This window comes from Allokutzneria multivorans, assembly GCF_039537405.1.
Classification (GTDB): domain Bacteria; phylum Actinomycetota; class Actinomycetes; order Mycobacteriales; family Pseudonocardiaceae; genus Allokutzneria; species Allokutzneria multivorans.
This window is the reverse complement of record NZ_BAABAL010000003.1, coordinates 1-11789: the sequence shown is the minus strand read 5'-3', so window position 1 is coordinate 11789 and position 11789 is coordinate 1. Positions and strand designations below refer to the sequence as shown.

10 protein-coding genes are annotated in these 11789 nt (G+C 68.0%); 3 read left to right on the top strand and 7 right to left on the bottom strand.

Annotated features, from left to right (window positions below; all coding sequences use genetic code 11):
* Window positions 1-322: 322 nt before the first annotated feature.
* Window positions 323-862 carry a very short patch repair endonuclease gene (locus ABD798_RS00525; protein WP_344870400.1) on the top strand — a complete coding sequence of 180 codons (540 nt, stop codon included), beginning with the start codon at window positions 323-325 and terminating at the stop codon, window positions 860-862.
* Between the two features lie 100 nt (window positions 863-962).
* Here ABD798_RS00525 and ABD798_RS00520 read toward each other — a convergent pair whose 3' ends face one another.
* Together ABD798_RS00520 and ABD798_RS00515 are read right to left on the bottom strand one after the other, a co-directional pair.
* A complete protein-coding gene (locus tag ABD798_RS00520) occupies window positions 963-1937 on the bottom strand; it encodes a nucleoside hydrolase (protein WP_344870399.1) in 975 nt (324 codons plus the stop codon).
* A 41-nt stretch (window positions 1938-1978) separates the two neighbouring features.
* A complete protein-coding gene (locus ABD798_RS00515) occupies window positions 1979-2977 on the bottom strand; it encodes a helix-turn-helix transcriptional regulator (RefSeq protein WP_344870398.1) in 999 nt (332 codons plus the stop codon).
* Between the two features lie 62 nt (window positions 2978-3039).
* On the opposite strand from ABD798_RS00515, the gene ABD798_RS00510 reads away from it, so the two are divergent.
* Window positions 3040-4185 carry an epoxide hydrolase family protein gene (locus tag ABD798_RS00510; RefSeq protein ID WP_344870397.1) on the top strand — a complete coding sequence of 382 codons (1146 nt, stop codon included), beginning with the start codon at window positions 3040-3042 and terminating at the stop codon, window positions 4183-4185.
* On the opposite strand, the gene ABD798_RS00505 is transcribed toward ABD798_RS00510, so the two are convergent.
* Window positions 4182-4868, bottom strand: coding sequence for a hypothetical protein (locus tag ABD798_RS00505; protein ID WP_344870396.1), 687 nt, complete (start codon window positions 4866-4868; stop codon window positions 4182-4184). The two genes, ABD798_RS00510 and ABD798_RS00505, sit on opposite strands and share 4 nt — an antisense overlap.
* Window positions 4869-5140: 272 nt before the next feature.
* Here ABD798_RS00505 and ABD798_RS00500 point away from each other — a divergent pair, with 272 nt between their 5' ends.
* Window positions 5141-7330 carry a glycoside hydrolase family 43 protein gene (locus ABD798_RS00500; protein ID WP_344870395.1) on the top strand — a complete coding sequence of 730 codons (2190 nt, stop codon included), beginning with the start codon at window positions 5141-5143 and terminating at the stop codon, window positions 7328-7330.
* On the opposite strand, the gene ABD798_RS00495 is transcribed toward ABD798_RS00500, so the two are convergent.
* The 4 genes from ABD798_RS00495 to dnaE all read right to left on the bottom strand — a co-directional run.
* Window positions 7327-7668: a VOC family protein gene (locus ABD798_RS00495; RefSeq protein ID WP_344870394.1), complete on the bottom strand. Its 342-nt coding sequence runs from the start codon at window positions 7666-7668 to the stop codon at window positions 7327-7329. The two genes, ABD798_RS00500 and ABD798_RS00495, sit on opposite strands and share 4 nt — an antisense overlap.
* Before the next feature lie 9 nt (window positions 7669-7677).
* Window positions 7678-8232 carry a histidine phosphatase family protein gene (locus ABD798_RS00490; RefSeq protein ID WP_344870393.1) on the bottom strand — a complete coding sequence of 185 codons (555 nt, stop codon included), beginning with the start codon at window positions 8230-8232 and terminating at the stop codon, window positions 7678-7680.
* Complete coding sequence (locus ABD798_RS00485) at window positions 8229-8576, bottom strand: STAS domain-containing protein (protein WP_344870392.1); 348 nt, start codon at window positions 8574-8576, stop codon at window positions 8229-8231. Before ABD798_RS00485 ends, ABD798_RS00490 begins: the two co-directional genes overlap by 4 nt.
* A 142-nt stretch (window positions 8577-8718) precedes the next feature.
* Window positions 8719-11789: DNA polymerase III subunit alpha (dnaE, locus tag ABD798_RS00480; RefSeq protein WP_344870391.1), on the bottom strand; the 3071-nt coding region annotated here is incomplete at its 5' end.

The following is an 11789-nucleotide window of genomic DNA, read 5'->3' as shown; positions in this document are numbered from 1 at the left end:
GTTACACCATACGAGCGCGATCTTCAGGCGTTCGCAGCTGGCATCCCATCCCCGACAAGGCCAGTTTGGCATTTGCCCAAGAGCTCTCGACATGGCGACCGGCAGGGGCCAGACAGACAATTGCGAGCCACCTCCCGCAAGGTCCTCGATCAACGAGACGAGTCGCAGATGCCAACAGGAAACCGACCTTCACGAACAAGGAAGATCGATCACAGAACGTTGCTCTTGAAGTCGGAGGGGCAACGATTTTGAGCACACCCAACAGCCTCGATCGTTGTCTTGAAGCGCACGACACAGCCACACCCCCTGACAGGATGACGGCGTGTACGAACACCTGAACCCCGGACCACCACCGCTTGCGACGAACGCGGCAACGGCCAAGGTCATGCGCAACACCCGCCGAACCGGCACTCGACCCGAACTGGCATTGCGCCGCGCGCTCCATCGCCGGGGACTGCGATTCGTCGTCGATCGCACCCCAGCCGGAACGAACCGCCGTCGCCGCGTTGACATTCTCCTGCGCGGCGCGCGGATAGCGCTTTTCGTCGACGGCTGCTTCTGGCACTCCTGCCCAGAGCACAGCCAGCTCCCGCGAGCCAACCGCGAATGGTGGCGATTGAAGCTGCTGGGCATCACTCTGCGCGACCACGACACCGATGCACAGCTGGCAGAGGCCGGCTGGCTGGTGGTCAGAGTGTGGGAACACGAAGATCCCGAAGAAGCAGCACACCGAGTGCACGATTTGATCACTGAACGCACCGCACAACCCAATGATGCCAAGGGCCGATCTGCCCAGCGGTCAAATAAGATGAAACTCCGAGATAGCGATACAACCAGGAAAAGTCTTTCAAGAACAAGATAAGATTTCTTCGCGAGGCTCCGCTGAACAGCCGAAATTTCCCCACGTCGGATCTCAAAAATCGCCCACATGCCCGAAAGAGACGACGCAGCCCTGACGCCGATCAGTCATGGAGCGGGCTCGGGTCCTGCAAGACCGCGAACATGCGCTCCAGGAAGTCCTTCGCGTTGACCTCGGTCAGCACGCGCGCCTTGCGCCGCCCAGCACCGATAGGGCTCTGGATGAACTTGTCGTCGGCGATCGGGCGCAGGTCCGCGACGAGCTTGCCGCGCGTGTGCGTGCCGTTGAGCTCGACCTCGCAGGCCAGATCGCGCCACGCCGGAGCCAGAGCGGGATCGAGCATCACCGCCGCTGCTAGCGGGTCGTGCAGCGTGACCTGGGGCTCGCCGAACATCTCGGTGTAGAACTTGGCGTAGTGCGCGAGAACGGCGCTGGCGTACCGCGATCGCGGGGTGTCCAGGGAAGCGACGGCCTGGAGCCACTTCTCGTCCGCGCGGGCGCGTTCGGTGACGTTGAGCCCGATCAGCGTGAGGTCGAAGCCAGCGGCCAGAACCTGATCGGCCGCCTCGGGGTCGTGGTAGAAGTTCGCGTCGGCCTCGGCGGTGATGTTGCCGGGCACACCCAGTCCCCCGCCGAGCACGAACACGGACTTCAGCAGCGTGGGCAGCTCGGGCTCGATCCCCAGTGCGATCGCGATGTTCGTCAGCGGCCCCAGTGCCAGCACAGTGATCTCGCCAGGGTGAGCGCGCGCCACGCGCACCAACTGCTCTGCGGCGGAGATGTCCAGCGGCTCGCGCTTAGAGGCGGGTCCGGCATGCCCGCCAAGTCCGTCGTGACCGTGGACGAACTCCGCGGTCTCCAGCGGTTGCGCGAGCGGCCGGTGCGCGCCGACGGCTACGGGAACGTGGTGCAGACCCAGCTTGTCGAGCAAGCGAAGCGCGTTGGCAGCGGTCTGCGGCGCCGTCGTGTTGCCGTGGACGCTGCCGACCGCGACGAGTTCCGCTTCGGGGTGCGCGGCCAAGTACAGGAAGGCCAACGCGTCGTCGATGCCCGGGTCGGTGTCCAGAACGATCCGCACAGCTCTGCTCCACGTGGTGAGGTCGGGTTCGGCGACCCAGCCTAGGACTGCCTCAGACCTCGGTGCGTGGGATCGGTCGAGCCCTGGGCATCTGCCAAGGCGAGGGCCGTGGTGATGCGGGTGGCGAGGGCGCGCAGGTGGGTGATGAGTTCGGGTGGCTCGTGGACGTGGAACGGGAAACCGAACAGTCCAATGTAGACAGCCAGCTCGTCGAGCGAGTGGGAACCCGTTCGCACGACGCAGGTTCGCGGGTCGACGGCCTCGATGACGCCGACGGTGGGCGGGATGCGCTCGGCGGCCACCTCGGGGCTGGCGTGCACGGTGATGCGGGCCTGGTAGCGGTAGGGGGCGGTGGACACGCCGCGCGAGAGGTGCTCGGCGGGCTCGGGGGCCTCGCGGGGCGTGAATCGAGGGCCGGTGGGAATTCGGGGCGTGAGCCGGTCGACGCGGTAGGTGCGCCAGTCCGCGCGAGCGGTGTCCCACGCGAGGAGGTACCACCGCCGACCGGTGTGCACGAGGCGGTACGGCTCGACGTCGCGGACGGACTCGGTGCCGTCGTGGCTGCGGTAGTCGAAGCGGAGCCGGTGGCGGTCGCGGCACGCGGCGGCGACGGCGGTGAGCACGTCGGGGTCGACCACCGGGCCGGACGCGGGAACGGTGACCGTGGCGGAGTGCAGCGCGGTGATGCGGTGGCGAAGCCGCGAAGGCAGGACTTGTTCGAGCTTGGCGAGCGCGCGCAGCGAGCTGTCCTCGATGCCCGCCACGGTGCCGCTCGCCGCAGTGCGCAGTCCGATCGCGACAGCGACGGCCTCGTCGTCGTCGAGCAACAGCGGCGGGAGCTTGGCACCGGCACCGAGCCGGTAACCAGCGGCGCCGGGGGTGGCGTGCACGGGATAGCCCAGCTCACGCAGCTTCTGAATGTCCCGGCGCACGGTGCGCGCGTCGATGTCGAGCTCCCGTGCGAGGTCGGCACCCGTCCAGTCGCGCGAGATCTGCAACAGCGACAGCAGGCGGAGCAGTCGCGCCGAGGTCTCCAACATGGGCAGAAGTCTGCCAGGAAGTTAGGGCGGAATCTGTCCTAGCTCGTTCCTAACCTGGTCCTATGAGCGAAGAGATCAAGCCCTTCACCCTGGACGTCCCGCAGCGGCAGCTCGACGACCTGCGCGAGCGCTTGGAGCGCGTGCGCTGGCCCGAAGCCCTGCCGGGCGACGACTGGGACACCGGAGTGCCGACGTCGTGGCTGAAGGAGCTCGTCGAGCACTGGCGCACGGGCTACGACTGGCGCGTCGCCGAGGCGGAGCTGAACAAGCACCCGCAGTTCACCACCACGATCGACGGGCAGCGCGTGCACTTCCTGCACGTCCGCTCCACCGACGAGAACGCGTTGCCGTTGCTGCTCACGCACGGCTGGCCGGGCTCGGTGGTGGAGTTCCTCGACGTGATCGAGCCGCTGAGCACTGAGTTCCACTTGGTCATCCCGTCTCTTCCGGGCTTCGGTTTCTCCGGGCCGGTCACGGATACCGGCTGGGACGTGGACCGGATCGCGCGGGCCTGGGCGGAGCTGATGCGCAGGCTCGGCTACGACCGCTACGGCGTGCAGGGCGGGGACATCGGCGCCAAGGTCAGCCCGCAGGTCGGGCGGGTCGCGCCGGAGCACGTCGTCGGCGTGCACGTCAACGGCGGCCCCGGTCCCATGCCGAACTTGCCGCTGTCCCAGGAGGAACTGAGTTCGCTCAGCGACCTCGACCGGGACCGTGTCGCCCGGATCGAGGCCTTCCTGCGGGAGGAGTTCGGCTACATCTCGATCCAGTCCACCCGCCCGCAGACCCTCGCCTACGGCCTGACCGACTCCCCCGTCGGGCAGCTCGCGTGGGTGATGGACAAGTTCCGCGAGTGGACCCACCCGCGCGCCACCCTGCCGGAGCTGGTGATCGACCGGGATCGGTTGCTGACCAACGCGATGATCTACTGGCTGACCGGCACCGCGGGCTCGGCCGCCTACGTCGGCTACGCGCAGGCCTCAGGCTGGGGCGCGCTGCCGAACTCCGGCGTCCCCACCGCGGCGATCGTCTTCGCCCACGACGTCGGCATCCGCCGCTACGCCGAAACGGAGAACACGATCACCCGGTGGGTCGATGTGGACCGGGGCGGGCACTTCGCCGCACTGGAGGAGCCGGAGCTGCTGGTGGCCGACATCCGCGAGTTCTTCGCCGGACTCGGCCACCAGGGCGCGGAGACCTCGCGCTAGCCGTGCGTGAAGTGGATCGCCACGTTCTGCTCGTTCACGATGACGACCTTCTCGATTCCGGTGATGCCGAGGCGGCGGCCGTGTTCACGGACCAGCCAGATCGAGGAAGCACCGTTGTCGGTGCCGAGGAATGCGTGAAAGAAGTTCGCGGTGGTTTCGGTGACGGTTCCGGCCTGCCCCTCAACCTGCCATTGCTGCTGGTCGTTCGGCCGGAGCGTCATTCCGATGAAGTTCGGGTTCAGCATGCTCAGGTAGTAGACCATCGCACTGCCGTTCCCGGAGGCGACGTTCATGCGCACGATCCGGCGCAGCGGCGCGATCGGCTGGTTCCCGAAACCCATCTCGTACTGGAGGAACTGGATGTCGGAGGTCTTGAGCAGCGCCCAGTTCGGCAGCGGGTCCGGATTGACGTTGAGCCAGGCGCGGATCTCGGCGTTGCCGGTGTCGATGGTGTTGACGTAGGTCGCGGACGGGCATCCGGTGATGCTGACCGCCTGGGCGTTGTCCGCGCGGTACTCCGGGGTCGTCGCGGGCGCGGTGGTGTAGTGGTCGCCGAACGTGGCGCGCCGCGTCCGCATGTCCGCATCCGACAGGAAAGTGCCCTGCCGCACGGATGTGACCATGTCGTTGTAGCGCCGTGTTCCCGTGACGAGCATCTGCCCGAATTCCTGGGATTGTTTCACGGAAATCCTCATGTCGGGCTTGAAGCCGCCCGACGGTGGCGCCTTGGGTATGTTCGTCTCGGTCATGGACGACAAGCTTTCACGCGCACAAAGTCGGGAGCCAGAGGCCAAAAGAGTATTCATCGAATCATTTCAGACTCGGCAAGGCCACGGAAAGAATGTCCAACCGATTGCGCTGGTTCCACCCACTGGCCCTGTCGCCGGGGCTCGCGGGGCTCCTACCCTTGATCTTGACCGGAGCCGCTCGCCGTTGAGCGAAGGGACTTCGCGCCATGGTCCGCTTCCCGCACAAGCTCCTCGCGTCGGTGGTGGCGCTCGTCGCCACGCTCCTCCCGCCGGCCTCCGCCGAGTCCGAACGCCGCTACACCAACCCGGTCTCCGCTCCCGCGGCGGACACCTTCGCGGACCCGGCGGTCATCCGGGGCAAGGACGGCTTCTGGTACGCCTTCGGCACCGGAGACCCGCTGCGGCGCGGCGACCGCGTGCACCGGCTGCTGCCGATCACGCGCTCGGCCGACCTGACGCGCTGGGAGTACGTCACCGACGTGTTCACGCAGGCCAGCCGCCCGCGGTGGGCCGCGACGGGTGCGGGCCTGTGGGCGCCGGACGTCCGCTACGTCGACGGGCGCTACCTGCTGTACTTCACGGTCACCGACACGATCATGAACGAGGGTGGCGACGCCGCGGTCGGAGTGGCGACGGCGCCGTCACCGATCGGCCCGTGGACCGCGCTCGACGCTCCGGTCGTGCCACCTGTTCCCGGGGATCAAGGCCGGTTCTGGTCGATCCTCGATCCCGCGATGCTCACCGACGCGACGGGTCGGCGCTGGCTGTACTACGGCTCCTACTACGGCGGGTTGTTCGTCGTGCCGCTGTCCGACGACGGGACGCGGATGACCGGGTCGGCAACGCGGATCGCGATCGGCGACCGCTACGAAGGTGCTTACGTGGTGAGGAAGAACGGCTGGTACTACCTGTTCGTCTCGTCAGGGAATTGCTGCGTCGGCCCCGCGACCGGCTACAGCGTCTTCGCCGGGCGGTCCCGCACTCCGACCGGGCCGTTCGTGGACCGAGACGGGATCTCGCTGCTCAGCTCGCGCGTCGGCGGCACGCCTGTTCTGCGGCAGAACGGAAATCGGTGGATCGGCGTCGGCCACAACTCGGTCGTCACCGACTCGGCGGGGCAGGACTGGTTGGTGTACCACGGGATCGACCGATCGGATCCGTACCTCGACGAGCCGCACGGCGTGACCATGCGGCCGATGCTGATCGATCGGCTCGACTGGATCGACGAGTGGCCAACGGTGCGTGGCGCGTCAACGGGCCGTCAGCGCGCCCCGGTCATCTCCGGCGACAGCTTCTCGCGGGACACGGTCAGCCCCGGCTGGCGCACTCCGGCTCCTGCCTGGCACGTGAAAGGCGGTGTGCTGCGGCACTCTTCGCCCGACACGAGTCGGCTCCGTTCTACCGAGTCCCTACCTGTCAACGCGTTCGTCGAGCTGGACGTGATCGGCTCCGCCGGGGTGTCGATGGGCGGGGTGACGGTGATGCTCGACCGAGACGCCGCCGCGCTCGTCACTGATGCGCATGGCATCCAGCGAACTCCCCTGCCCGCGAATTTTCGTTACGACACTTGGCATTCGCTGACCGTCACGGTGCGAGGCGGAGTGCTGACAGCCGCCGTCACCGACGCGCGCCTCGGCGATCCGTTCGCTGAGCAGACCCGCGCGCTGCCGGAGCACCTCGGGGACGATTTCGCGATCATCGCGCGCGGTGAGGCATCGGTGGACAACGTCTCGGCCGAGCGAGCCGCTCAGCCCGTGCGCCGCGCCGAACCCGAGCCGCGCCTCGGACGGCTCGACCGCTCAGCATCGGATGAGTTCGACGGAGAACTGGGTGCCGGGTGGTCCTGGATTCGGGGTGATCCCGCCGCGATCGTGCGCGCAGGGGCCTTGCGCTGGCCGACCCAGGCGGCGGATCTCGTTGGCGCCAACAACAACGCCGGAGTGCTCCTGCGCGAGCCACCGCGCGGGGACTACGTCGTGGAGACCCGGCTCGACCTCGATCTCGGCGAGGGCTCCGCGCGGAACTTCCAGCAGGCGGGCCTGATCGCCTACGCCAACGACGACGATTTCGCGCGGTTGAGCCATGTCGCGATCTGGAACACGCGGCAGCTGGAGTTCGGGCGGGAGCTTCCGCACTCCGGGCGGCTCCTCTACGGCCAGCAGACGCTGACCGCTCCGGCTCCCACGACATGGCTCCGGCTGGCCCACACCGTGGACCCGGGCAGCGGCGAGCACCGCTTCCGGGGCGGCTCCAGCCGTGACGGCGAGCGCTGGACGTGGGGCGGCACATGGACTTTCCCCGCCGGGTCAGCGCCTCGCGTCGGCCTCATCGCCCACGGCGGCAACACTCCCGCCGTCACCGCGAGCTTCGCGTACTTCCACGTGCACCGGGGCTAGCGCGGGCCGCCGCCGAAACCGATCTCGTTGCCGTCGGGATCGCGGAAGGTCGTCTTGCGCACGCCGTTCGGGTAGGTCTCGCGCTCGGCGGGCTCCAGGCCCCGCTCCTCGATCCGCGCGACGACCTCGTCGAAGTCGTCCAGGAACAGCGTGTGCGTCGCGTGGCCCGCGTGCTCCGGCTTGAGCACCACGTAGAACGACCGGTTCTCCGCCACCTCCCACACCGCTTCGGTCTCGTGGGCGAAGAAGGTCGGCGGTGCGCCGAACAACCGCTCGTACCACTGGAGCGCGGCCGGGTAGTCCGCGACGGGAATCCCCGCGAAGAGCGCTGTCGCCATGCCCCGATCCTAGGCCGCGTCTCCGCCGAGGCCGGGGCCGGAGACGTGGGGGTGACCGGCGGAGAAGCGGATGCGGTAGACGGCGGGCATGGGCATCGCGGCGCTGAACGGCCAGTCCACTGTGGACACACCGAAGCCTGCGAGCGCCCTGGCGACGAACGTGCCGTGGCTGCCCACGACGACCACGCCCCCGTCGGCGAGCGCGGTCAGGGCGGCGACCGCGCGCGAGGTGAGCTGGGCGAGGCTTTCCCCACCCGGGCGGGCCATCTCGGGATCAGCCCAGCTCGCGGCGTAGTGGCGGGCGTAGTCGGGGGACGGTTGCAGGCCCGAGTCCCACTCGCGCAGCTCGTGCACCGTGTCGACGGGCAAACCCAGTGGCGCGACGGTCTGCACGGCTCGCAGGTAAGGGCTGGACACGACGCGCGTGGGCCGAGGGAGCACCAGGCTCGCGGCCTGCGCCAGGCCCGTAGCGGTCAGCGGCCGGTGGTACTCGTCGGGCCCGCCGGGGCGCGGGATCTCCGACTCGGCGTGCCGGACCAGCACCAGTTCTCCGCGAGGGCTCATCGCGCCGCGTGCTCCACGTTGGGGTGGACGTCGAGCACCGTGTCCAGCCCGGTGGTCCGGAGCAGGCGCAGCACGAAGCCGCCGGAGCCCGCGATCCGGAAGATCGCGCCGTCCGCGGCCTCGCGGTTGGCCACCGCGATCGCCGACAGGCCCGAGGAGTCGATGTAGGTCACCCGCGAGAGGTCGAGCACGACCCGGGCGGAGGCGGCGCCGAGTGCCCCGGACAGCTCCCCGAAGAGCTCGTCCTGGCGCGTCACGTCGACCTCGCCGGCCAGCGACAGCACCTGCCACCCGTTGACGGTGCTCCAGCGCACCTCAAGCAGCTCGCCGTCGTCCGAGGACACAGCAGAACACCTCCCACGGTCGCGGACCAATCCGGTGGAGCGACGCTAACAGGGTGCTCCCGGTCCGCCCAGAGTGAGGAATGATCTTGATGTCCGGACCGGGGCCCAGTCGATCCCTCGGACGTGTGGTGGCGGCGGCCGTTCAGCGCAACGCCACCCCCGGGATCGCCCGCAGCTCGGCGCGCAACGCGGGGCTGGGGTGCACGGGGTAGTCGTCGACGGCGAGCTTGTGCGGACGGGTGAGCCCGGTGATCTCCAGGTGCACGGGGGTCTCGCCCCGGTGCGCGAGCAGGGTCTGCTTGAGTTCGAGCACGACGGCCTCGGTCACGGTCCTGCCGTTGACCAGCAGCACGAGCGGCAGCTCCTCGGCGCCGAAGGCGGCCAGCTCGATCGGGGCGAGGTCGGCGCCGAAGACCGACAACCGCTGCTCGCGCCAGTTCACCCGCCCCTTCACCACGACCGCGTTGTCCTCGACCAGGTCGGCGGAGAGCACGGAGTAGGCCTTGGGGAAGAAGAGCACCTCGATCGCGGCGTCCATGTCCTCGATCGTGCAGATCGCCCACGGCTCGCCCTTCTTGTTGATCCGCCGCTCCAACGACGTGATCAGCCCGGACACCACGAGCTCGCCCTCGCGCGGCGGGTTCTCCAAGATCGACGCGATTGGGCGCGGGGCGTGTCTGCGCAGCACGTGCTCGGCACCGTCGAGCGGGTGCGCGGAGACGTAGAGGCCGAGCATCTCGCGCTCGTGGGCCAGCAGCTGCTTGCGCGGCCACTCCTCGTCGCCGAAGTTCAAGTGCGCCAACGGGGAAGCGTCGGCGGTGGGTTCGCTGCCGAACAGGTCGAACTGGCCCATCGCCTCCTTGCGCTTGAGCGGGACGACCGCGTCCACGGCGAACTCGTGCGCCTGGATCATCGCCAGGCGGGTGGCGCCGAGGGAGTCGAACGCGCCCGCCTTGATCAGCGACTCGATGACGCGCTTGTTGCAGCAGACCAGCTCGGCCTTGTCGAGGAAGTCGGTGAAGGAGGTGAACTCCCCCTTCGCACCACGGGACTTGATCACCGACTCGACGACGTTCGCGCCGACGTTGCGCACGGCTCCCATGCCGAAACGGATGTCCTCGCCCACGGCGGCGAAGCGCAGCGCGGACTCGTTGACATCGGGTGGTAGCACCTTGATGCCCAGGCGCCGGCACTCGGAGAGGTAGATCGCGGACTTGTCCTTGTTGTCGCCGACGGAGGTGAGCAGCGCGGCCATGTACTCGGCGCGGAAGTTCGCTTTGAGATAGGCCGTCCAGTAACCGACGAGCGCGTAGCCTGCGGCGTGGGACTTGTTGAACGCATACCCGGCGAACGGGAGAATGGTGTCCCACAACGCTGTGACGGCCTCGTCGGAGAAACCGTTGTCGAGCATGCCCTGCCGGAAGCCCTCGAACTCCTTGTCCAGCACCTCTTTCTTCTTCTTGCCCATCGCGCGGCGGAGCACGTCGGCGCGCCCCATCGAGTAGCCCGCGACGCGCTGCGCGATCGTCATGATCTGTTCCTGGTAGACGATCAGGCCGAAGGTCTCGGCGAGAATGTCCTCCAGCGCCCGCGCCAGTTCGGGGTGGATCGGCTCGATGGCCTGGCGGCCGTTCTTGCGGTCGGCGTAGTTGTTGTGCGTGTTCATCGCCATGGGACCCGGGCGGTACAAGGCGTTCACCGCGATGATGTCGTCGAAACCCGTTGGCCGCATGCGTCGCAGCAGCTCGCGCATTGCCCCGCCGTCGAGCTGGAACACGCCGAGACTGTCACCCCTGCCCAGCAGCTCGTAGGTTTGCGCGTCCTCAACGCCGAGGGTGTCGAGGTCGATGTCCTCGCCGCGGTTGGCCTTGATGTTCTCGATGGCGTCGCCGATGACGGTGAGGTTGCGCAGGCCGAGGAAGTCCATCTTGAGCAGGCCGATGGCCTCGCAGGAGGGGTAGTCCCAGCCGGTGATGATCGAGCCGTCGTCGCGCCGCCACAGCGGGATGGACTCCATCAGCGGCTGCGAGGACATGATCACCGCGCAGGCGTGCACACCGGCGTTGCGGATCAGGCCTTCGAGTCCGCGCGCGGTCTCGAAGATCTTCGCGACCTCGGAGTCGTTCTCCACCAGGGCGCGCACCTCGGCCGCTTCGCCGTAGCGCTCGTGCCCGGGGTCCACGATCCCGGAGAGCGGGATGTCCTTCGCGGCAACGGGAGGCGGCAGGGCCTTGGAGATCCGGTCGGCGATCGCGTAGCCCGGCTGTCCGTAGTGGACACGAGCGGAGTCCTTGATCGCCGCCTTCGTCTTGATCGTGCCGAACGTGATGACCTGGGCGACCTTGTCGGAGCCGTACTTGTCGGTGGCATAACGGATCATCTCGCCGCGCCTGCGGTCGTCGAAGTCGATGTCGATGTCCGGCATGGACGTGCGCTCGGGGTTGAGGAACCGCTCGAACAGCAGCCCGAGCCGGATGGGGTCGAGGTTGGTGATGCCCAACGAGTACGCGACCAGCGACCCGGCGGCGGAGCCACGACCGGGGCCGACGCGGATGCCGATCTTCCTCGCGTGCTGGATGAGGTCGGCCACGACCAGGAAGTACGCGGGAAAGCCCTTCTGCGCGATGATGTCCAGCTCGAACTCCGCGCGCCGCACGTAGGCGTCCTCGACTCCCCCGGGGAACCGCCAGCGCAGGCCTTCCAGCACCTGGTGGTGCAGCCAGCTCGCCTCGTCGTGGCCGTCGGGGACCGCGAACTTCGGCATGCGGTCCCTGTCGACCCACACGTCGTCGTAGGGCTCCACCATCTCCGCGACCAGCAGAGTGTTGTTCGTCGCGCCCTCGACCTCGGAGTCCCAGATCTCCCGCATCTCCGCGGCCGACTTCAAGTAATAACCATCACCGTCGAACTTGAACCGGTTCGGATCGTTCAACGTCTTACCCGACTGCACGCACAACAACGCCGAATGCGTATCCGCCTGATCCTTCGTCACATAATGCGAATCATTCGTCGCCAACGGCGGGATGCCCAGATCCTTGCCGATCTTCAGCAAACCCTCGCGGACCCGGCGCTCAATGTCCAGGCCGTGATCCATCAACTCCAGGAAAAAGTTCTCCGCACCGAAAATGTCCCGGTAATCCGCAGCGGCCTGGACCGCTTCCTTCTCCTGACCCAACCGCAGCCGCGTCTGCACCTCACCCGACGGGCACCCCG

What these genes read in the sequence shown, in the direction of transcription:
- ABD798_RS00515 (WP_344870398.1), bottom strand. Translation starts at nt 2,977, where the DNA reads ATGTTGGAGACCTCGGCGCGACTGCTCCGCCTGCTGTCGCTGTTGCAG.
- ABD798_RS00495 (WP_344870394.1), bottom strand. Translation starts at nt 7,668, where the DNA reads ATGGCGACAGCGCTCTTCGCGGGGATTCCCGTCGCGGACTACCCGGCC.
- ABD798_RS00500 (WP_344870395.1), top strand. Translation starts at nt 5,141, where the DNA reads ATGGTCCGCTTCCCGCACAAGCTCCTCGCGTCGGTGGTGGCGCTCGTC.
- ABD798_RS00510 (WP_344870397.1), top strand. Translation starts at nt 3,040, where the DNA reads ATGAGCGAAGAGATCAAGCCCTTCACCCTGGACGTCCCGCAGCGGCAG.
- ABD798_RS00490 (WP_344870393.1), bottom strand. Translation starts at nt 8,232, where the DNA reads ATGAGCCCTCGCGGAGAACTGGTGCTGGTCCGGCACGCCGAGTCGGAG.